Source organism: Demequina sp., assembly GCF_024642165.1.
In the GTDB taxonomy this organism is placed as follows: Bacteria; Actinomycetota; Actinomycetes; order Actinomycetales; family Demequinaceae; genus Demequina.
The window spans coordinates 13,168-34,187 of sequence record NZ_JAHEBP010000005.1 but is presented as its reverse complement, the minus strand read 5'-3'; the positions used below and the strand labels follow the sequence as shown (position 1 = coordinate 34,187).

20 protein-coding genes and 1 riboswitch are annotated in these 21,020 nt (G+C 71.5%); of the genes, 4 read left to right on the top strand and 16 right to left on the bottom strand.

The annotated features are described in order from the left end of the window. Positions 1-2: 2 nt before the first annotated feature. Positions 3-1,295, bottom strand: coding sequence for a serine hydroxymethyltransferase (gene glyA, locus Q0L54_RS01120; RefSeq protein WP_296664724.1), 1,293 nt, complete (start codon positions 1,293-1,295; stop codon positions 3-5). Between the two features lie 50 nt (positions 1,296-1,345). Continuing rightward, positions 1,346-1,432: riboswitch (ZMP/ZTP riboswitch) on the bottom strand. A gap of 19 nt (positions 1,433-1,451) precedes the next feature. Continuing rightward, complete coding sequence (locus Q0L54_RS01115) at positions 1,452-1,985, bottom strand: GNAT family N-acetyltransferase (protein ID WP_296664722.1); 534 nt, start codon at positions 1,983-1,985, stop codon at positions 1,452-1,454. Between the two features lie 184 nt (positions 1,986-2,169). On the opposite strand from Q0L54_RS01115, the gene Q0L54_RS01110 reads away from it, so the two are divergent. Beyond that, positions 2,170-3,930 (top strand): hypothetical protein, encoded by a 1,761-nt coding sequence (locus tag Q0L54_RS01110; RefSeq protein ID WP_296664720.1) that lies wholly within the window; start codon positions 2,170-2,172, stop codon positions 3,928-3,930. 37 nt (positions 3,931-3,967) lie between these two features. Continuing rightward, positions 3,968-4,819 (top strand): formyltetrahydrofolate deformylase, encoded by an 852-nt coding sequence (gene purU / locus Q0L54_RS01105; RefSeq protein ID WP_296664718.1) that lies wholly within the window; start codon positions 3,968-3,970, stop codon positions 4,817-4,819. A gap of 140 nt (positions 4,820-4,959) precedes the next feature. Here the strand turns inward: purU and Q0L54_RS01100 are convergent, their stop codons facing one another. The 10 genes from Q0L54_RS01100 to Q0L54_RS01055 form a co-directional block, all read right to left on the bottom strand. After that, positions 4,960-5,835: an amidohydrolase family protein gene (locus tag Q0L54_RS01100; RefSeq protein ID WP_296664715.1), complete on the bottom strand. Its 876-nt coding sequence runs from the start codon at positions 5,833-5,835 to the stop codon at positions 4,960-4,962. Positions 5,836-5,844: 9 nt separating this feature from the next. After that, entirely contained in the window at positions 5,845-6,627 is a 783-nt protein-coding gene (locus Q0L54_RS01095) for a glucosamine-6-phosphate deaminase (protein WP_296664713.1), read from the bottom strand. Beyond that, positions 6,620-7,513, bottom strand: a complete 894-nt coding sequence (locus Q0L54_RS01090; protein ID WP_296664711.1) for an ROK family protein — start codon at positions 7,511-7,513, stop codon at positions 6,620-6,622. The genes Q0L54_RS01095 and Q0L54_RS01090 overlap by 8 nt, the downstream gene beginning before the upstream one ends. Before the next feature lies 1 nt (position 7,514). Then, positions 7,515-8,933, bottom strand: coding sequence for a glycoside hydrolase family 3 N-terminal domain-containing protein (locus Q0L54_RS01085; protein ID WP_296664709.1), 1,419 nt, complete (start codon positions 8,931-8,933; stop codon positions 7,515-7,517). Then, on the bottom strand, positions 8,930-9,766 hold the full coding sequence (locus Q0L54_RS01080) for a carbohydrate ABC transporter permease (protein ID WP_296664708.1): 837 nt from the start codon (positions 9,764-9,766) through the stop codon (positions 8,930-8,932). Before Q0L54_RS01080 ends, Q0L54_RS01085 begins: the two co-directional genes overlap by 4 nt. Next, positions 9,763-10,719 carry a carbohydrate ABC transporter permease gene (locus Q0L54_RS01075; protein WP_296664706.1) on the bottom strand — a complete coding sequence of 319 codons (957 nt, stop codon included), beginning with the start codon at positions 10,717-10,719 and terminating at the stop codon, positions 9,763-9,765. The genes Q0L54_RS01080 and Q0L54_RS01075 overlap by 4 nt, the downstream gene beginning before the upstream one ends. A gap of 75 nt (positions 10,720-10,794) precedes the next feature. Beyond that, positions 10,795-12,114: an extracellular solute-binding protein gene (locus tag Q0L54_RS01070; RefSeq protein ID WP_296664704.1), complete on the bottom strand. Its 1,320-nt coding sequence runs from the start codon at positions 12,112-12,114 to the stop codon at positions 10,795-10,797. Positions 12,115-12,172: 58 nt separating this feature from the next. After that, the gene (locus tag Q0L54_RS01065) at positions 12,173-13,351 is read right to left on the bottom strand and encodes an ROK family transcriptional regulator (RefSeq protein ID WP_296664703.1); all 1,179 of its coding nucleotides are present in this window, start codon (positions 13,349-13,351) and stop codon (positions 12,173-12,175) included. 320 nt (positions 13,352-13,671) lie between these two features. After that, on the bottom strand, positions 13,672-14,661 hold the full coding sequence (locus Q0L54_RS01060) for a malate dehydrogenase (RefSeq protein WP_296664701.1): 990 nt from the start codon (positions 14,659-14,661) through the stop codon (positions 13,672-13,674). A 46-nt stretch (positions 14,662-14,707) separates the two neighbouring features. Next, positions 14,708-15,925, bottom strand: coding sequence for an NADP-dependent isocitrate dehydrogenase (locus Q0L54_RS01055; RefSeq protein ID WP_296664699.1), 1,218 nt, complete (start codon positions 15,923-15,925; stop codon positions 14,708-14,710). Between the two features lie 246 nt (positions 15,926-16,171). Here Q0L54_RS01055 and Q0L54_RS01050 point away from each other — a divergent pair, with 246 nt between their 5' ends. Further along, positions 16,172-16,996, top strand: coding sequence for an aquaporin (locus Q0L54_RS01050; RefSeq protein WP_296664697.1), 825 nt, complete (start codon positions 16,172-16,174; stop codon positions 16,994-16,996). 21 nt (positions 16,997-17,017) lie between these two features. On the opposite strand, the gene Q0L54_RS01045 is transcribed toward Q0L54_RS01050, so the two are convergent. Genes Q0L54_RS01045 through purN form a run of 3 tightly spaced genes read right to left on the bottom strand, consistent with a single transcriptional unit; the run spans position 17,018 to position 19,475 of the window. Continuing rightward, positions 17,018-17,281 (bottom strand): hypothetical protein, encoded by a 264-nt coding sequence (locus Q0L54_RS01045; RefSeq protein WP_296664695.1) that lies wholly within the window; start codon positions 17,279-17,281, stop codon positions 17,018-17,020. A gap of 8 nt (positions 17,282-17,289) precedes the next feature. Then, on the bottom strand, positions 17,290-18,843 hold the full coding sequence (purH, locus tag Q0L54_RS01040) for a bifunctional phosphoribosylaminoimidazolecarboxamide formyltransferase/IMP cyclohydrolase (protein ID WP_296664693.1): 1,554 nt from the start codon (positions 18,841-18,843) through the stop codon (positions 17,290-17,292). Further along, positions 18,840-19,475 (bottom strand): phosphoribosylglycinamide formyltransferase, encoded by a 636-nt coding sequence (gene purN / locus Q0L54_RS01035; RefSeq protein WP_296664692.1) that lies wholly within the window; start codon positions 19,473-19,475, stop codon positions 18,840-18,842. Before purN ends, purH begins: the two co-directional genes overlap by 4 nt. A 50-nt stretch (positions 19,476-19,525) precedes the next feature. On the opposite strand from purN, the gene Q0L54_RS01030 reads away from it, so the two are divergent. After that, the gene (locus tag Q0L54_RS01030) at positions 19,526-19,939 is read left to right on the top strand and encodes a hypothetical protein (protein ID WP_296664690.1); all 414 of its coding nucleotides are present in this window, start codon (positions 19,526-19,528) and stop codon (positions 19,937-19,939) included. Here Q0L54_RS01030 and Q0L54_RS01025 read toward each other — a convergent pair. Further along, positions 19,926-21,020 (bottom strand): DUF6350 family protein (locus Q0L54_RS01025; RefSeq protein WP_296664689.1); only part of this gene is annotated, 1,095 nt, incomplete at its 5' end. The genes Q0L54_RS01030 and Q0L54_RS01025 overlap by 14 nt on opposite strands.

Below are 21,020 nucleotides of genomic sequence, written 5' to 3'. Positions count from 1 at the left end.
GGCTACTGCGCGAGTCCGTCGTACAGCGGGAAGTCGTCCGCGAGCCGCTTCACGCGTGCGCGCAGGGCGGCGATGTCGGCGCCGCCCTTCAGCGCGGTGGCGATGACGTCTGCGACCTCGGTGAACTCCTCGGCGCCGAAGCCGCGGCTCGCGAGCGCCGCGGTGCCGATGCGCACCCCGGACGTGACCATGGGCGGGCGAGGGTCGAACGGGACCGCGTTGCGGTTGACCGTGATGCCCACCTCGTGGAGCAGATCCTCCGCCTGCTGACCGTCGAGCGGCGAGTTGCGCAGGTCCGCGAGCACCAGGTGCACCTCGGTGCCGCCGGTGACCACGTTCACGCCGGCCTCGATCGCGTCAGGGGCGATGAGGCGATCCGCGATGATGCGGGCCCCCTCGAGAACGCGCTCGTTTCGCTCGATGAACTCGGGCTGTGCGGCGGCCTTGAGCGCCACCGCCTTGGCGGCGATGACGTGCATGAGCGGCCCGCCCTGCTGCCCGGGGAACACGGCGGAGTTGAGCTTCTTGGCCAGCTCCGTGTCGCGCGCCAGGATGAGCCCGGAGCGCGGGCCGCCCAGCGTCTTGTGGATGGTCGAGGAGACCACGTCGGAGTGCGGCACCGGCGAGGGGTGCAGCCCCGCGGCGACGAGCCCCGCAAAGTGAGCCATGTCCGTCCAGAGCCTGGCGCCCACCTCGTCGGCGATCGCGCGGAACGCCGCGAAGTCGAGGTGACGCGGGTAGGCGGACCAGCCGGCGATGATGACGTCGGGACGCTCCGCCAGAGCCTGCTGGCGCACCTGCTCCATCTCGATGCGGTGGGTCTGCTCGTCGAGGCCGTACGCGGCCACCTGGTAGAGGCGGCCGGAGAAGTTGAGCTTCATGCCGTGGGTGAGGTGACCGCCATGGGCGAGCGACAGGCCCATGATCTTGTCGCCGGCGCTGATGAGCGCGTGGAGCACCGCAGCGTTGGCCGTGGCGCCCGAGTGGGGCTGCACGTTGGCGTACTCGGCACCGAACAGGCTCTTGGCGCGGTCGATCGCGATGCTCTCCGCGACGTCCACCTCCTCGCAGCCGCCGTAGTAGCGGCGCCCGGGGTAGCCCTCGGCGTACTTGTTGGTGAGCACGGAGCCCTGCGCCTGCAGCACGGAGCGCGGCACGAAGTTCTCGGACGCGATCATCTCGAGATAGGTGCGCTGGCGGTCGAGCTCGCGGTCGAGGACCGCGGCGATGTCGGGGTCGAAGTCCTGCAGCGTGGCGTTCATCACCGCTGCGGTGGCGCTGGAGTCGGTCGTCATGACTGTCCTTGTCTGTCCGCCGGCGGGTCGCCGGCACCTAGCATCCGGTGACCAGTGGCCCAGGCGTGCGACCAGCAGTCGAGTGTCTCCTTGCCGCTCCCTGTGGGTGACCCACTGCGCCAGTTGCGGCGGGGTCAGTCTAGCAACGCGGGAGCGTCAGTTGTCTCCGCGCACGGCGTTGGTCTCGGGCTCGTCGTCGACGATCGCACCCGCCTCGAGGACCTTGCGCAGGTAGGCGTACGTGAGGTCGCCGGCGACCTGGTCGAACTGGTGCTCGTAGCCGGCCTTGTTGTACAGCGAGATGTTGTGCTTGGAGTTCTGGCCGGTGAACACCCACACCTCGGTGGTGTTCTCAGGCAGGAAGGCGAGCACCGCGAACAGCAGCTGGGTGCCGATGCCCTTGCCCTGCTGGTCCGGCGCGACCGCGAGCCGCCCGATGGTCGCCTTCGAATCCTCGATGCCCACGCGGATGGACCCGATGAGGCGGTGACCCTCCCACGCGCCCAGCGTCACCACGTCCTCGGACTCGAGGTCGACGATCAGCTCCTCGAGCGTCTGGGTCAGCGCGGGGATGTTCGGGTCGTTGAAGACCTGCGCCTCCGCGACGAATGCCGCACGGCGAACCGTCAGCAATTCGCCCGCGTCCTTGGTGGTCACCACGTCGATCCGGATCTGGTCGCCCTCGCTCATGGTCCTATCGTGGCACGCCGCACCCCCTGAGGACCTGCTCACGCGCGGGCGAGGCCCCCGCGAGTCGCGCTCGCCTCGGGTTAGTATCGGCGGCAACCGAGACGCCACGGCCGTCCTGCTCCCCCGCGGGCGCCGGCCCCGGCACAGGCAGCGCTCCCCCAGGTGCGCGGAACGGAGACGCCCGATGGCGCAACGTGCCCTCCCCCGATCCGTGCTCGGGCTCGCGCTCGCGGCGCTCATGATCGCATCGTCCATGGCGCCCGCGGGCGCCGCCTCCGACGACCCCTCGTCGTGGACCGTCGATGGGCCGGCACAAGCCGTCTACGGCACGCCGATCGCGGCAAGCCTGGACGTGGACGATGCGGGGGCCACGGGCACCGTGCGGCTCCAGTACAAGGTGGGCGGCGCCTGGCGGACGTCCTCGTTGCGCGGCGAGATGACCGGCGGTGTGGCCAGCATCGGCTGGAACGCCTCGACCTCCGCGTACTACCGCTTCCTCTACGACGGGCGGACGTCCGCGGACTTCCGCCTCTACGTGCCTCGCGTGGTCATCAAGGTCACCGGTCCCTCGAGCGCCACGACCGGCGCCGCCGTCACGTTCACCGCCACGAACAACAACGGCCAACCCGGATCGGGAACCCTCGAATATCTCAGCGGCAGCACCTGGAAGACGTCCTCGGTGCCCGTCGCTTACGACGCGTCCGGCGTGGCGGAGGTCTCGTGGACCGCATCGTCGACCCACACGTACCGGGTCACGGGATGGAACCAGGCCTCGGTCCCCTTCACGCTGTCGGTGTCCGCGCCCTCGACCTCCGGCGGCGCGTCCTACGCCGTCGAGGCGGCGCTGTCCGAGAACGAATTCCGCGTGGGCGAGATGCTGTGGCTCACGGGCGACGTGTCGCGCAACGGCGGATCGCCCGGCCGCACCGCGCTCAATCTCTACTCGAAGACGTCCGCGAGCGGCTCGTACTCCTTCCTGGCGCGGGTCTACACACGCACCGACGGCACCTTCACCTACCGCATGCGGCCCGACCAGACCACCTACTTCAAGGTGACGGCGGTCCCGTCGGACGGCGACCGCGCATCGTCCCGGAGCCTGGCCGCCCGAACCGTGTGGGGTGACCGCACGCTCGAGACGCGGCGCGCGGAGCTGGCGTGGCTGCTGGGCGACGCGACCTCATCGATCACGCCGATCCCGGGCGCGGCCGTGGACGCCGCGGGCTACCCGAGCGGCGCCGAGTCCGCGCGCTACCAGAGGTTCGACAAGGGGATGCTGATCGAGGTCGACACGGGCGCGCGCATCGTGACCTGGTACGTCTACCAGGATTTCCTCGACAAGTACCTGGAGCTGTACGCCTGGAATGGGGACCTGGGGCTGCCGCGCCGCGACGTCAAGTGCGGTCTCATGGAGGGCGGCTGCGTGCAGCTGTTCACGGGCGGATCCGTCTACACCAACACGTCGAAGATGAGCCCCGGCGCCTACGTGGGCTACGGCCGTACCGACAAGACCGAGACCCTCGCCGCGGCGTGGTCGCAGGTGGGATACGAGGAGCCCTCCTACCAGCGCAACAAGTACAACTCCTGGATCGGCGGCAGCGATGTCTGGTGCCAGGTCTTCATCGCGTGGTCGCTCTCCGCGTCCGGCCATGCGGGCGACGCCCCGTACTCGACCTCGTTCACGGACTTCATGAGGAAGGTGCGGGCGTCGGGCGTGCTGCGACCCGCGAACCACCCCCTCGAGCCCGGCGACATCGTCATCTACATGTGGACCGACGGCAGCCCGTCACACGCCGCCTTCGTCGACCACGTGCAGGGGCCCACGGTGCTGTACTCGGTCGAGGGCAACACCACGGACGGCTCCGGGGACCCGCAGCGCGGCGTCTACTACCGCCACCGCCTCACCCAGTGGGTCTACGGCTCGTTCGATCCGCGCGACTTCGGATAGCGGGCACGCCGGCCCGGCGCCGGTAGCCTTGGGCCTCATGACCGACGCGTCCTCCTGGGTCCTCAGCCTGTCCTGCCCCGACCGGCCCGGCATCGTCCACGCAGTATCCGGCGTGCTCGCGGACCACGGTGGCAACATCACCGAGTCCCAGCAGTTCGGCGACCCGGACACGGGGCTGTTCTTCATGCGCGTCGAGTTCTCCACCTCCGCCGCCCGCGAGGAGCTCGACGCGGCCGTCGCGCGATTGGGGACGCAGTTCGAGATGACCTGGCGCGTCGACGTCGCGGGGCGTCGCATGCGCACCGTCGTGATGGTGTCCACGGCGGCGCACTGCGTGAACGACCTGCTGTTCCGAGAGCGCGCGGACACCCTGCCGGTCGACATCGTGGCGATCGTGGGCAACCACCCCACGCTCGGCGACCTCGCGGAGTTCTACGGCAAGCGCTTCGTCCACATCCCGGTGACCGCGGACACCAAACCAGACGCGGAGGCCCGGCTGCTGGCGCTCGTGGAGGAGTTGGACGTCGAGTTGGTAGTGCTCGCCCGGTACATGCAGATCCTCTCCCCCGGCCTGTCCGAGGCGCTGCGCGGCAAGGCGATCAATATCCACCACTCGTTCCTGCCCAGCTTCAAGGGGGCCCGCCCCTACTTCCAGGCGCATGACCGCGGTGTGAAGCTCATCGGCGCCACCGCTCACTACGTGACGAGCGACCTCGACGAGGGGCCGATCATCGAGCAGGACGTCGAGCGGGTCGACCACACGTCCACGCCCGAGTCGCTCACTGCGCTCGGGGCGGACGTCGAGCGTCGCGCCCTCGCCCGGGCCGTGCGCTGGCACGCGGAGCATCGCGTGCTGCTGGACGGGCACCGCACCATCGTTTTCAAGTAAGTCCACTCACTCTCACCACCTCGCCTCCAGCTCCCGCTTCGACACTCCGCACGGTTTCGCGGCCGACACCCCGGTGACGGGCCCCAAATCGGCGCCTACACCGGCGTGTCGGATCTCAAACCGTGCGGAGTGTCAGCGGGTCAGAGGCCCAGCACGCGCTCGGGCACCCCGGTCGCGGCGGCCACCGCCGCGTCCCGCGGCACACCCGCGGCAACGCACACCTCGATCGCGCGGTCGAGCGTCAAGGTTGAGCCGGCCAGGGTGTCGGTGCCGGCCAGGACCGCCCGCCCATCCCGCGTGACGTCCACGTCGAGCCCGCCCAGAACGTAGCGTCCGGGCGCCGCGCCGGCCGCACTCATGGCATCGGTCACCAGGCACACCCGCCCGGGCGCCGTGCGGAACAGGGCGGCGATCAGGCCGGGATCCACGTGGATGCCATCGGCGATGACCTCGATGGTGACGCGCTCGTCGGCCAACGCCGCGCCCACCGGACCCGGCTCCCGTGCGGAGATCCCCCGCATGGCGTTCAGCCCGTGCGTGAGCAGCGTGGCGCCGCGGTCGAAGGCCGCGCGGGCCTGCGCCGCCGTCGCCTCGGTGTGCCCCACCGCCACCACCACGCCGGCCTCGACCAGCGTCTCGATGGCGGCCAACGCCCCGGGAAGCTCCGGGGCGATGGTGATCTGGCGCATCGTCCCGTCGCACGCGTCGAGCAGGGCCGCGACGGCCTCGGGCGTGGGGATCGCGAGCGACGCGGGATCGTGAGCGCCCTTGCGCGCGGGCTGGAGGAACGGCCCCTCGAGGTGGACGCCCAGCAGCGCGGGCTCGGCGGCCATCGCCTCGCGGATCACGGCCACGGCGCGCGCCGTCACGGCGGGCGGCGCCGAGACGAGCGAGGCGACGATGCGGCCGGAGCCGTGGGCACGATGCGCCGCGACAGCCGCGAGGGTCCCGTCGACCGTGCCGCCGAAGGCGTGGCCTCCCCCGCCGTGGCAGTGGATGTCGACGTAGCCGCTCATGGCCCGACCCTAGATCCCTTGCCAGGCGGGCTTGTGGTCCTGCGCCCAGCGGTAGTAGTCGCGGAACCGCAGCAGCGACGCGGCGCCGGGGTCCACCACCACGGTCACGCGCGGGTGGAGCTGGATCGCGGAACCGGGCATGGACGCGCTCAGTGGCCCCTCGACCGCGGCGGCCAGCGCCTCGGCCTTGCTCTCGCCGAAGGCGAGCAGGACCAGGTGGCGCGCGTCGAGGATGGTGCCGAGCCCCTGGGTGACGCAGTGGATCGGCACGTCCTCCCACGAGTCGAAGAAGCGGGCGTTGTCCACGCGGGTGCGCTCCGTGAGGGTCTTGACGCGAGTTCGCGACCCGAAGCTCGAGCCCGGCTCGTTGAAGCCCAGATGCCCGGTGCGACCGATCCCGAGCAGCTGCAGATCCACGCCGCCGTGTGCCGCGATCGCCGTCTCGTAGCGCTCGCCCGCGGTCTCGATGCCGTCGATCCCGCCGTCCGGCACGTGCACGCGGGCGGGATCGAGCCCCAGCGGCACGGTGACCTCACGGTCGACCACGGCGCGGTAACTTTCAGGGTGCCCGGGGGGCAGGCCCACATACTCGTCGAGCGCGAACGCGGATGTCGCGGTGAAGTCCGTGCCCGCGGCCGCCTCCGCCCGAAGCGCCTGGTACACCGGCAGCGGCGTGGACCCGGTCGCCACCCCCAGCGTGAACCGCGGGTGGGCGCGCACCTCGCGCGCGATGTGCGCGCCGACCAGCAGTCCGGCCGCCTCCGGGGTGTCGACCACGATGACCTCAGCCACGCCCGCCTCCCAGCATCGCGGCACCGATCGCCGCGATCGGCACGTCAAGGTCCATGGTGCGCAGCCGCGCGCCCAGGTCGAGCGAGGCCAGGAAGGGGCTGGTGGCGGCCCACGCGTCGAGGATGGAGCGGGCGCCGTCGAGCAGCGGCGCTCCCCACGCGGCCATGCCGCCGCCGATGACCACGAGCTCGACGTCGAGCGTGAGCACCAGCACGCGCACCGAGGACGCGAGGCCGAAGAACGCGCCGTCGCAGATCTGGCGCGCTCGCGGGTCGCCCGCCGCCGCGGCCGCCACGATGTCCGGGCCGGCCGCACCCTCGACGCCCCACTGGAGCGCCAGCCCCGATCCCGATGCGTAGGTCTCGAGCCCACCGGGCAGGCCGTCGGAGCCCACCGGGCCCGCGGGATCCACCGAGACGTGCCCGATCTCGCCCGCGCCACCCCGGGCGCCGCGCCACAGCCGCCCGTCGAGGACGATGCCCGCGGCGAGCCCCGTGCCCAGGTTGAGGTAGGCCATCGAGCCGGCGCCGTCGCCGTGGACGGTCCACGCGCCCAGCGCGGCCGCGTTCACGTCGTTGTCCACCACGGGACGCGTGCCCCAGGCCGCCGCGAAGTCGCCGGCCACATCGGCCCGGTCGATCCCCAGGTTGAGCGCATGCGACACCACGCCGTCCGCGACCGTGCCCGGAGAGCCGATGCCGACCGTGACCGCTGCCGGACCCACGCCCGCCCGGGCGCACGCCTCGCGGCCCGCCTCGAGCGCCGCTCCGATCACGGCGGACGCGCCGGTGCCGGAGGGCAGCCGGTGGCGCGCGAGGACCACGCCGGCGGCGTCGACCACGACGGCATCGGTCTTGGTGCCACCGATGTCGATCCCGAGATGCATGTCAGTGTCCGATCAGGTCGAGGAGCGCGGCGCCTGCCAGGCGTGACGCTCCGAAGGTCGCGATGTCGGCGGCCTGACCGCCGGGCCAGCCCATGTCGACGGCGACCGCGTCGCCGCGCTCGCGCACGGCGGCCAGCGCGGCCAGCGCCCAGGGGTGACGGTGGTTGTCCTTGCCCACCACGATGGCGAGCGTACCGGCAGGAACGGCGCGAGCGAACGATGCGGTGTCGCCGTCCGGTCCGAGCGTCGCCGCGGGCTCCACGCCCCGGGCGAACGGACCCCACGGCGAGGCGCCCACGGCGATGTTGGCGGCGGGCTCGAGGCGCAGCCAGACGCGCGGCCGGTCCTGCGCGAGCAGGGCCCGCGCGTGGTCGGCGACGGAGAAGGTGGATCGCACGGCCGTGGCGTCGACGATGCTCGGGATGGCACCCGCATCGTCCCGCCGCACGCGGGCGTGGTGGTCGCCCAGCGCGCCGCACCGGCGAGCGGCGTCCGCGAGGCGCTCGGCGGCCAGGGTGCCGTCCGCCACCGCCGCCTCGACGGCAGCGCAGATCTGCTCCAGCTGGGCGTCGTTGTTGGCGGTGCCGAGGCACAGCAGGTCCGAGCCGCCGGCGAGCGCGAGCACGGCCGCGGCGGGGATGCCTCGGCCGGCGGAGGCGCCCGCCATGTCGAGGGCGTCGGTCACCACCACGCCCGTGAACCCCATGGCGTCCCGCAGCAGGCCCTCCAGGATGGGCCGCGAGAAGGTCGACGGCAGCTCCGCGTCGAGCGCGGGAACCATGATGTGGGACGTCATGATGGTCGCGCAGCCGGCCGCGATCGCCGCGCCGAACGGGGGCAGCTCGCGGGCGCGCATGGTCTCGAGGCCGGCGTCCACCAGCGGCAGCGCGAGGTGCGAGTCCTGCGCCGTGTCGCCGTGGCCGGGGAAGTGCTTGGCGCACGCGGAGACGCCGGTGGACTGGACGCCGCGCACCCAGGCGGCCGCGTGGCGGGACACCAGGTCCGGATCGGCGCCGAAGCTGCGCACGCCGATCACGGGGTTGAGCGGGTTCGAGTTGACGTCGACGTCGGGCGCGAGCGTGAGGTCCACGCCCACCTGTCGAAGCTCGATTCCCACCCGGGCGGCGACGGCCTCGGTGGCCGCCGCATCGTCCAGCCGTCCCAGGATGGCGTTGCCGGGGAACGGCGACCCCTCCCGCTGGTACAGGCGGGAGACGTCCCCGCCCTCCTCGTCGATGGAGACGATCGCGCGCGGGTTCGCCGCGTGGATCGCGTCGGTGAGCGCGCGCAGCTGCTCCGGCGACTCGACGTTGGTGCCGAACAGACACACGCCGCCGAGCCCGTCACGCAGCCGCGCCTCCAGCCAGCCGGGCAGCGTGGGACCCACGAATCCCGGCATGAGAACGGCGAGCGGATTCATCCCTTGACCGCCCCGCCCACCAGTCCCTGCGCCATGCGGCCCTGAACGATCATGAAGAACACGATGACAGGGATCGCGACCAGCACGGACCCGGCCATCACCTGACCCCACTCGGTCACGCCCAGGTTGGAGGTCTGTGCGAAGTCGCGCAGCCACAGCGGCAGCGTCGCCTTCTGATTCTCCGTGAGGATGATCGAGGCGAGCGCGAACTCGTTCCACACCTGGAGGAAGGCGAACACGCCGGAGGCGACCAGGCCGGGGGCGAGCAGCGGGAACGTGATGCGACGGAAGGCTCCCAGGCGGGTGCAGCCGTCGATCATGGCCGCCTCCTCGAGGTCGACTGGGACGCCCGCGACGAAGCCGCGCAGCATCCAGGTGGTGAACGGCACCACCATCGCGAGGTAGATGATCGACACGCCGATCACCGAGTTCAGCAGGTTCACCGAGGCGAGCATCTTGTACTGCGCGATGAACATCGCCTCGGCCGGGAGCATCTGCACCAGAATCACCGTCAGCACGAACGCGGCGCGGCCGCGGAAGCGGAAGCGCGCGATGGCGAGCGAGGCGAGCACCGCGTAGGCGATGCACAGCACCAGGCACACCACGGTCACCACCAGCGACATGCCGAGCGCCGCGATGAAGTTGTTGTCCCCGAGCACCTCGCGGTAGTTGGACAAGGTGCCGCCCGTGGGCAGGAACGTGGGCGTCAGGCGGTTGATGGTGCCGGGAGTCTGGAAGGACGTGTTGACCATCCAGTACACGGGGAAGGCCCACACCACGGCCAGGACCACGGCGAGAGCGGCGCCGCCGGCCCGCAGGATCTTGGGATTCACGATTCCTTGTCCTCCTTGAGCAGGCGGCGCACGTAGCCGGAGCTCACGGCGAGCGTGAGCAGCAGCACCATGATGGCCGCGGCGGATGCCGCGCCGAACTGGCCCTGGCCGATACCGAGCCCGTAGATGTAGGTGCCGAGCAGGTCGTATCGCTCGCCGCCCGCGCCGAAGTCCTGGAGCAGCTGGATCTGGGCGAACACGCGCAGGTCCCAGATGAGCTGCAGGAGCAGCAGGATCACGAGCACGGGCCGGATGATCGGCATGATCACCAGGCGGAGCAGCTGGAAGCGCCCGGCGCCGTCGAGCCCCGCGGCCTCGAGGACCTCCTCGGACACCTGGGTGAGGCCCGCATACACGGAGAAGGCCACGAAGGGCACCGACGCCCACGTGATGATCACCATCGCGACGCCGAAGAAGCTGAGGGGCTCGATGAGCCAGTTGTGCCCCACCAGGTCGACCCCCGGGATGAGGCTGAGCAGGTAGTTGAGCACGCCGTTGCGATCGTCGATGAGCCAGTTGGCGACGGTCATCTGCGCGACGATGGGCATGGCCCAGGCGAGCAGCATGGCGACCTGCAGGACGATGCGGGACCACGTCGGGATCGCCTTCATCAGCAGTGCGAAGGCGATGCCGATCGCCATGGTGATGAGCGCGGTGAGGGCCATGAAGGCCACGGACCGCAGGGCGATCTGCCAGAACACCGCATCGGTGAACAGGGCGACGTAGTTGGCGAAGCCGATGAACTCGGACGGCTGGCCGAACTGCTGCGCGAGACCGTACTCCTTGAAGGAGTTGATGATCTGCCAGGTCACCGGGTAGCCGAGCCCCACGAGCAGCGTGACGATCGCGGGGATCAGCAGCACGTAGGGGAGCCTGGAGCGCCGCTTGCGGGTCTTCGCCGGGCGCCCGGCCGCGGCGCCGGGGCTGCCGGTCGCTGTCGCGGTGGTGGTCATGATGTGCCTCTCGATGGTGCCGAGGGTAGGGGTGTGTGCCCATGCGTGGAGCGGCAGGGCCGCTCGGGGGGGATGCTAGCCGTTGATCAGGGCGTCGATCTTGGCGTCCGCCTCGGCTGCGAGAGCCGCGACGTCACCGCCCTCGGCGACCGCCTGGAAGAAGTCCTCCATGATGCCGGCCTCCTCGATGCTGGCCCACCCGGCAGCGGCCGGGGTCAGCTTGGCGTTCGAGGCCGCCTCGAGCGCGATCGCGTTGACGCCCTCGAAGGTGGAGTTCTCCGCGTAGATGTCCGCGAAGTCCAGGTTCGCCGGGCCCATGCCGTTCTCGGCGAGCATCGTCTGGTACTCGTCGGAGAACAGGATGCCCATGAGGTCGAGCGAGCCGTCGACGTGCTGGGTGGACGCCGAGACGCCGATGTTGGAGCCGCCGGCGAACACCGGGGCGACGCCGCCGTCGACGCCGGGGAGGGCGTAGACGCCGAAGGTCTCGGGGTTCCACACGTAGGCCTCGGAGTCGGCGTCGAAGTCGCCGAGCGTCCAGGTCGCCCAGCTGGGCGCCATGGTGGACGATGCGGGCGTGCCCGCGAGGAACTCGTCGTTGATGGCCGAGTAGGTGGTGGTGTCGTCATCGGTGGGCTGCGCCACATTGGCGTCGAGGAAGAGCTCCTGCCACGCCTCCATGCCCGCCACCGACTCTGCCGAGGCGAGGGTCGCGTGCCACTCGGAACCGTCGTACTGGGCGATGTCGCCGCCGTTCGCGAAGATCCAGGAGATGCCCGAGCGCCAGTCACGGCCCGCGAGGTACGCGCCGCCCACACCCTGGTCGAGCATGGTCTTGTTGGCCGCGGTGTACTCGGCGAGCGTGGTGGGCACCTCGACGCCGGCCGCGGCGTAGATGTCCTTGCGGTAGAAGACAGCGCGCGAGCCGAAGTAGTACGGCAGGGCGTAGACCTTGTCACCGATCGAGCCGGCCTCCACGAAGCCCGGGAGCAGCGAGGCTCCGCCGAACTCCTCGAAGTGGTCCGTGAGGTCCATGAACGCGCCCACCGTGGTGAAGGTCGCGGCCTGGGTGTTGCCCACCTCGGCCACGTCGGGGGTGTTCTCCGAGTCGGGCAGCGCGGTGGTGAGCGACGAGATCAGGTCGCCCCAGCCGATCTGCTCGACGGTGAGCGCGCCGCCGTTGACGTCCGTGTACTCGGTCTTGAGGTACTCGATGAGCGCCTCAGGCGTGTCGGTGCCCGCGAGCCAGAGGGTGATGTCCTCCGCGGCCGCCATGGCCGAGTCGGAGGCGGACGGCGACGCTTCGGACGCCGGGTCCGCCGACGTCGAGCAGCCCGCGAGGGCGATGGCGCCGGCGGCCGCGAATGCGGTCACCCCGATCATCGTCTTCTTCATTGCATTTCCTTTTCTGTGGTGTGGTGCGGCGCGGACGCCGCGGGTAGGGACGTGCGGGTCAGAAGACCCCCAGCTGGCCGGTCAGGACCATGACCGCGGCGCCCAGCACGACGATGTCGCGGCCGAGCGTGGTCATCCGCACCTGCGGACCGCCGTGCGAATCGGCCATGGTCCTGGAGCGGATCGTCTCGGCGGCGGAGCCCAGGAGGGTGCCGTCGAGCAGGTCGAGGGGGCCGCTCAGGACGACCTCCCCGAGGTTCAGGGCGCCGCAGACGGGGGCGAGGGCGATGCCCAGGCGCTCGCCCGCCGCGGCGAGGATCAGGGGTCGGGCGTCCGCGTGGGGCGCGCCGTCGAGGCGGGACTGCAGGCGGGGGATCGCGAGCCAGGTCTCGAGGCAGCCGTCCTTGCCGCAGGCGCAGCGCTCGCCGCCGTCGGTGCCGACCACCACGTGGCCGATCTCGCCCGCCGCGGAGTGCGAACCGCGCACCAGCGTGCCGCCGATGATGAGGCCGGAGCCCACACCCCGGCCCACCCGCACCAGCATCATGTTGTCCTGCGCGCCGCCGAACGTGCGCTCCGCGAGGGCGGCCGCGTTGGCGTCGTTGGCGACCAGCACCGGCAGCTGCGAGCGCTCCGCGAGGATCGTCCGCAGCGGTACGTCCGACCAGCCCAGGTTGGGCGCGCTCAGGATGGTGCCGTCCTCGCTCACGATGCCCGGACTGCCCACGCCGACGCCCAGCACCGGCGCCGATGCGGCGGCCACGAGGCGGGCGAGAAGCTCGGCGACGGCGTCGACCGCCGGAGCCCCGGTCACGCCGGCGACCTCGGTCTGGTCGCGGTGCAGGACGGTGCCGTCGAGGTCGGTGACGACTCCCCTGAACAGGGAGTCGTAGGACAGGTCGAGCGCGACGATCGCGAAGCCGCCGCGGTTGATGTCGAGCAGCGTCGCGGGCTTGCCCGGACGGACGTCGGTGCGGACGCCGAGCTCGAGGACCAGGCCGTCCGCGATCAGATCGGCGACCAGGTCCGAGATGGTGACGCGCGTGAGGCCCACGGCGCGGGCGAGGTCCGCGCGGCTCATGCCCTCGTTGCGGTAGAGCTCCTGGAGCACCAGGGCGCGGTTGTGGCTCCGAGCGCGCTCGGGGGTGACGCGGGCGCCGGGGCGCACGGTCGACGCGAAACGGCGTTCGCGCGGCGTGTCCCGCTCCGATGCGAGTCCTGCTCCCTGCTGTGTCATGTTCGTTAGTAAAGGTTACTAACAATCAATCGCGCAAGTCCGCGGGCCACATTCCCGCCGATTGTTACCTCTCCGTGATGTGGGCCTTCACATCGACGAGGCGGCCGGGCCCGGGATCTCGCCCGTGAGGCGCCACCCCAACAACGGTGTGGCTGAGTGTCGTTTTCGCGCGAAAATCCGCTCAACGGTGCGCCTGAGTGTCGCTGGCCCGCGCCCACCCCACCGTGAACGACCCCGCGCCACCCTCACCCCACCCGGACACACCCGAGCCCCGAGGCGGCCGCAGCTACCCGGGGCCGTCACGCACGCGGTGTCGCGCGCTACAGCAGCCCGAGCTCCGTGACCGCGTCGCGCTCCTCGACCAGCTCGGCCACGGAGGCGTCGATCTGCGAGCGCGCATAGTCGTCGATCGACAGCCCCTGCACGATCTCCCAGGCACCGTCCTTCGAGACGCACGGGAACGAGGAGATGAGCCCTTCGGGCACGCCGTACGAGCCGTCCGACGGCAGTGCCACGGAGGTCCAGTCCCCCTCCGGAGTGCCCAGCACCCAGTCGTGCACGTGCTCGATGGCGGCGTTGGCCGCGGACGCCGCGGACGACGCTCCGCGTGCCTCGATGATGGCGGCGCCGCGCTTGGCGACCGTGGGGACGAACGTGTCGCGCACCCAGGCCTCGTCGCCGATCACCTCGGGAGCCGGGCTGCCGCCGATGGTCGCGTGCGCCACGTCGGGGTACTGCTTGGCGGAGTGGTTGCCCCAGATGCTGACCTTCTTGACCTGGTCCACCGCCACGCCGGTGCGGGCCGCGAGCTGCGCCAGCGCCCGGTTGTGGTCGAGCCGCATCATCGCGGTGAAGCGCTCGGCCGGGACGTCGGGCGCGTGCGCGGAGGCGATGAGGGCGTTGGTGTTGGCGGGGTTGCCCACCACGAGCACCCGGACGTCCTCCGCCGCGCCCGCGTTGATCGCCGTGCCCTGAGGGCCGAAGATCCCGCCGTTCGCGGCGAGCAGGTCTCCGCGCTCCATGCCCGGCCCGCGCGGACGCGCGCCCACCAGCAGGGCGACGTTCACGCCGTCGAAGGCGGCCGTCGCATCGTCGAAGATGTCCACGCCGGCCAGCAGCGGGAAGGCGCAGTCGTCGAGCTCCATGGCGGTGCCGGCCGCGGCCTTCACGGCCTGCGGGATCTCGAGCAGGCGCAGGCGCACGGGCACGTCCGGCCCCAGCAGCTGACCGGAGGCGATGCGGAACAGGAGGGCGTAGCCGATCTGGCCGGCGGCCCCCGTGACGGTGACGGTGACTGGGGTGGTGCTCACGGCGTCGTGACTCCTTGACTGAGGTGCGGTGGTGGGGACGATGCGCCTAAGCCAGGCGCGCCGCGAGGTTGTGGTCGAGGGTGGCGAGGAACTCCTCGGTGGTCTGCCACGGCTGGTCGGGGCCCACCAGCAGTGCCAGGTCCTTGGTCATCGCGCCCTGCTCTACGGACCGGATCACCACGTCCTGGAGCGTCTCCGCGAACGCCATGACGCCGGGGGTGCCGTCGAGCTTGCCGCGGTGCTTGAGGCCGCCCGTCCACGCGAAGATCGACGCGATGGGGTTGGTCGACGTGGGCTTGCCCTGCTCGTGCTGGCGGAAGTGGCGCGTCACGGTGCCGTGTGCGGCCTCCGCCTCGACCGTCTTGCCGTCCGGGGTCATGAGCACCGAGGTCATGAGGCCCAGCGACCCGAAGCCCTGCGCCACGGTGTCGGACTGCACGTCACCGTCGTAGTTCTTGCACGCCCAGACGTAGCCGCCCTCCCACTTCATGGCGGCCGCCACCATGTCGTCGATGAGGCGGTGCTCGTAGGTGATGCCCGCCGCGGCGAACTGATCCTTGTACTCGCGCTCGAAGACGTCGGCGAAGATGTCCTTGAACGCGCCGTCGTAGGCCTTGAGGATCGTGTTCTTGGTGGACAGATACACGGGGTAACCGCGCTGCAGTCCGTAGGCGAAGGACGCGCGCGCGAAGTCCTCGATGGACTTGTTGAAGTTGTACATGCCCATCGCGACACCGCCGCCCTCGGGCATCTTCACCACCTGGTGCTCGATGGGGGCGGAGCCGTCCTCGGGCGTGAAGGTGATGGTGACCGTGCCGGCGCCGGGGACCTTGAAGTTGGTGGCCTTGTACTGGTCGCCGTGCGCGTGACGGCCGATCACGATCGGCTTGGTCCAGCCGGGCACCAGCCGCGGGATGTTCGAGATGATGATGGGCTCGCGGAACACCACTCCACCCAGGATGTTGCGGATGGTCCCGTTGGGGCTCACGTACATGCGCTTGAGCCCGAACTCCTCGACCCGCGCCTCATCCGGCGTGATGGTGGCGCACTTGACGCCCACGCCGTGCTTCTTGATGGCGTGAGCCGCGTCGATGGTGATCTGGTCGTCCGTGGCGTCGCGCGACTCGATTCCCAGGTCGTAGTACTCGAGATCAACGTCCAGGTAGGGATGGATCAGGCGGTCCTTGATGAACTGCCAGATGATCCGCGTCATCTCGTCGCCGTCGATCTCGACGACCGTGCCTTCGACCTTGATCTTCGCCATGCCTTGTCCTTACAACGTCGGGGATGGTGGTTCCCAGGCTAGTCCACCGCGAGGCGAGCACGGTCCCCGGAAGCCGGGCCAGCGTGCCCCGATGGACAGGCACGGGACGATGCGCGTCCACCGCTCCGCGCACCGTCCGGGGCCGCGGCGACGGCGTGTTGCCGGGTGCCGCGGGACATCGGCCGCGGCGCCGTGCCAGGATGCTCCTGAATGCACGCGCACCAGCGACGACGAGAGGCCAATGGAATGTCGACTTCCGACGAGACGCAGCAGGAACCGTTCGAGCTCGAGCTCGACGAGGAGATCTGGACCGACGACCTGAGCGGACCCTCGCTGCTCGCGCGCATGGCGTCCGAGGCCGTGGGCACATTCATCCTCGTGTTCATGGGCGTGGGTACCGCGCTGTTCTTCTCCACGGGCAACAACGGCACCCTGACGGTCGCCTTCGGCTTCGCGCTGGGCGTCATCATCGCCGCCGTCGTGTTCGGCGGGATCTCCGGCGCGCACCTCAACCCGGCGGTGACCGTGGGCGTGTGGCTCTCCGGCCGATTCCCGGGCCGCGACGTCGCGCCGTACATCCTGGCGCAGGTGATCGGCGCCACCGGCGCCGGCGCCGTCCTGTTCGGCCTCGCCGCGTCGCATCCCGAGCTGACGAACGCGCGCGAGTTCTTCAGCGGCGGCGCGAACGGCTACGGCGAGCACTCCCCCGTGGGCTTCGGCCTCGGCGCCGCCATCACCGTCGAGGTGATCATCGCCGCCCTGCTGGTCGCCGTGGTGCTCGCCACCACGTCGGTCTCCGCCGTGCCGGGCGTGGCTCCCTTCGCGATCGGCCTCACCGTCGGATTCCTGGTGCTGCTCGCCGTGCCCTTCACCAATGGCGCGCTCAACCCCGCCCGTGCCACGGGCATCGCGATCTTCTCCGACACCTGGGCGCTGCAGCAGGTGTGGGTGTTCTGGCTGGCACCCATCGTGGGCGCCGCGATCACCGGCCTTCTCTACCGGGCGTTCGGTCCGGAGGAGGACCTCGTCACCGTCGAGGTGATCGAGACCATCGAGGCCGTCGAGGACTGACCTGGACGGTCACCGCCCCGGTCACCCGAGCGGGGCGGTGATCCCCAGGAAGCCCAGCGCGACGGCGAGTATCGCCAGCACCGCGACGTCGATCGCCCGCCTGCGCACGGCAAACGCACGGCCTACCGGCGTGGTGATGCGCGCGACGGCGCCCGCGGCGGCGAACACCGCGAGCGCGATCACGGCGAGGTTGACGCCGATGATCAGCCCGGACAGCGCGATCACCACCGCGGCGACGGCCACCGTGATCGCGACGCGCTGCGGCGTCAGCGACTGCTCTCCCATGCTGCCTCCTAGTGGAAGAAGTGGCGCGTGCCCGTGTGATAGAGCGTCACGCCGGCGGCGTCGGCGGCCGCGATGACCTCGGCGTCCCGCACGGAGCCGCCCGGCGACACGATGGCCCGTACTCCCGACTCGGCGAGCACCTGCAGGCCGTCGGCGAAGGGGAAGAAGGCGTCCGAGGCGGCGACGGAGCCCGCCGCGCGCTCGTCGCCCGCACGCTGCACCGCGAGCCGGCAGGAGTCGACGCGGTTGACCTGGCCCATGCCGATCCCGACCGCGGCGCCGTCCTTCGCGAGCAGGATCGCGTTCGACTTCACGGCTCGGCACGAGCGCCATGCGAACTCGAGATCGGCAAACAGCGCATCGTCCGCGGCGGGACCGGCGACGTGCTCCCACGCCGCCGGGGCGTCGCCGGGAGCGTCGATCGCGTCCGCTGCCTGGACCAGCAGCCCGCCCGTCACACGCCGCCACTCGGTCTCGAGCGCCACGGGGTCGATCTCCAGGATCCGCAGGTTCTTCTTCGCCGTCAGGATCTCGATCGCCTCGTCCTCGTAGCCCGGCGCCACCACCACCTCGGTGAAGATCTCCGCGATCTGGCGCGCCGCATCGGCCGTCACCACGCCGTTGGCGGCGATGACGCCCCCGAAGGCGCTGACGGGGTCCGTCGCGTGGGCCTTGGCGTGCGCCTCCGCGATGGTCTCGCCCACCGCGATGCCGCACGGGTTGGCGTGCTTGATGACGGCAACGGCGGTGCGGGCGTGGTCGTAGGCGGCCCGCACGGCGGCATCGGCGTCCACGTAGTTGTTGAACGACATCTCCTTGCCGTGCAGCTGCCGTGCGCCGGCGATGCCGCCGCCGGAGCCGTCCGTGTACAGCGCGGCGCTCTGGTGCGGGTTCTCGCCGTAGCGCAGCTCCGCCGCGCGGGTGAACGATGCGCCCATCCAGCCCGCGAGGCCCGTCCCGTCATCGTCGGGGGCCTGGGTGGCCATCCAGGTCGCGACCTGCACGTCGTAGTCCGCGGTGTGCCGGAACGCCTTGACGGCGAGCGCGGTGCGCTCGGCGAGCGTGAACCCGCCGTGGCCCACGGCGTTCGCGACGCTCTCGTAGTCCTCGGGGTCGACCACCACGGCGACGCTCGGATGGTTCTTCGCGGCGCCGCGGACCATCGACGGGCCGCCGATGTCGATCTGCTCGACGATCTCGCCCGCGCTCGCGCCCGAGGCGACGGTCGCCGCGAACGGGTAGAGGTTCACCACCACCAGGTCGAACGCCTCGATGCCGAGCTCCTCCAGCTGGGCGCGGTGCGACTCGAGCCGGCGGTCCGCGAGGATGCCGGCGTGCACCCGCGGGTGCAACGTCTTCACGCGGCCGTCGAGGCACTCGGGGAAGCCGGTGAGCTCCTCCACGGGCGTGACCGGCACGCCCGCGGACGCGATCCGCTGGGCCGTGGATCCGGTCGAGACGATCTGCACGCCCTCGTGGGTGAGGGCGGTCGCGAGCTCCTCGATGCCCGTCTTGTCGTAGACGGAGATGAGGGCGCGTCGCACTGTCTGGCGCTCGGTCATGAGTCCTCCCGGGGTCCGATGCGGACGATACGCCCGCTCACTGTCCAACCCTCGCGCGCCATGCGGCCGAGCGTGGTCGCGACGAGCTCGCGCTCGACGCCCTTGATGCGCTCGTGGAGGGTGTGCTCGTTGTCATCATCCCTGACCTCGACCGCCGCCTGCGCGACGATCGGGCCGGTGTCCACGCCGGCGTCCACGATCATCACGGTGCACCCCGTCACCCTCGCGCCGCCCGCGAGCGCGTCGCTCACCGCGTGCGCGCCGGGGTAGGCGGGCAGCAGCGCGGGGTGGGTGTTGATCATGCGACCGCCGAAGCGCTCGAGGCACGGCCGACCGACGATGCGCATGAAGCCGGCCAGGAGCACCAGGTCGGGAGTGAACGATGCGATCGTCCGTGCCAACGCCTGGTCCCACTGGTGCCGGTCCGCGAAGTCGGGGAGCCTCACCACCGCGGTGGCGATCCCGGCCTCGCGGGCGATGTCGAGTGCGCCCGCGTCCGCCTGGTCGGTGACCACCCCGACCACCCGGGCCCCGTAGGATTCCTCTGCGGCCGCCTCGAGCAGCGCGCGAAGGGTCGAACCCGCGCCCGATGCGAGCACCACGACACGCCGGTGCCGGGGAGGGTTTGTCACAGCGCCGAGCCTATCGGCATGCTGGGGTCCAGACCGACCGAGGGAGAACCATGCCACCGACGCCCGAGGCCGCGCCGGAGGTGAGTCGTCGGGCTCGCCGCGCGGTCCGCTGGAGCCTCGCGCTCTTCGCCCTCACGCTGCTGCTCCTGCTGGCGGGACCGCGGTGGGGGCTGCTCACCCTGGTGGTCGCCCCCGCCATGGCCGCGGCCGCCGTGACCTCGCTGGTGATGCTGCGCGGGACGCCCCGGATGGGGGCGCTGCGCGTGATGCTCAGCGTCGGGATCGGCGTCTCCCTGACGGCGCTGCTGTACGGACTGGGACTGCTGGTCTTCCGCGGCCCCGTCGAGGAACTCGCGGCCTGCCAGGAGCGCGCGATCACCGAGTCGGCCAAGCGCCAGTGCCTCGCCGACTACGAGGACGCCTACCTGCAGCAGCTGGAGGACTGGGGGCTCAGCCTGCCCTGACGGGCTGCGCCGGGGCCGGGGCCGCATCGTCCACTGCGACCCTGCCGCGAGCCCAGCGCCACGCCGCCGCGAGGCCCCAGACCAGCGCGTAGCCCGCGAGCACCAGCGCCGTGCCGATCAGGGTCACGGGCAGCACCTCGGAACCGGCCTCGGCGAGCCGTCCCGGTCCCATCGAGCCCCGGGAGAGCGTGGCGAGCGCCGCCAGGCCCGTGGCAACCAGGGCCACCGCCGTGGCATCCGCGCGGGCGGACCTCCACTCCAGGCCGATGCGTCGATGCAGCGCAGCGCGCGCCAGCACCGCAAGCGCCACGACCACCACCGGCATCCACACCCACCAGCCACCGGCCGCGGACGGCAGCGCGCCCAGCAGCGGGACCTGCGGCAGGGCGCCGGCGGTCAGGACGTCCGGCGCGTACAGCGATCCGGTGCCCACCACGAAGCCGGGGCCGATCACCCACGCCACCATCCACGCGACCATGGTGGGGACGTACAGCGTCTCGCCGAGCGCGAGCCCGCCCGCTCCCAAGGGGTCCAACCGCAGCTCCGACGCGACCGCGGCGATCCGGTCCATGCCCAGCACGGCCCAGACCGCACCCACGGCGGCGGCAAGGAACACCACCGAGGCGAGCGTGCCGAGGCCGAGTCTCAGCCCGGTGCGCGTCCACGTCGGGATCCGATCGAGCACGTGCAGGCGGGCGCCGTACGCCCGCCAGATCCCGATCGCGACGGCCGGACCCGCGATCACCGCACCCGCGAAGGTGGCGCGCGCCACGCTCTGTGCGGTGTGATCGCCGGCGGCGGTGCCCAGGGCCGCGATCACACCCGCGCCCACCGCGAAGGTGCCCACCGCGAGCGCCCAGCTCGCCCAGGTCTTCATGGCGAAACGGCGCGCGACGGCCGCGAGGATGAGTCCGCTCAGCAGCGGCATCCCGAGCGGGATGAGCGACACGGTGGCATCCGCCGTGACCAGCGGGACCCCGTGTCCGAGCAGCCACACGTGGGTGCTGACCGTGGCGGCGCCCGGCCAGTCCACCGCGGCCGAGCCGTCGAGGCTGGGCGCGCCGGCCACCGCGGCGAGCGC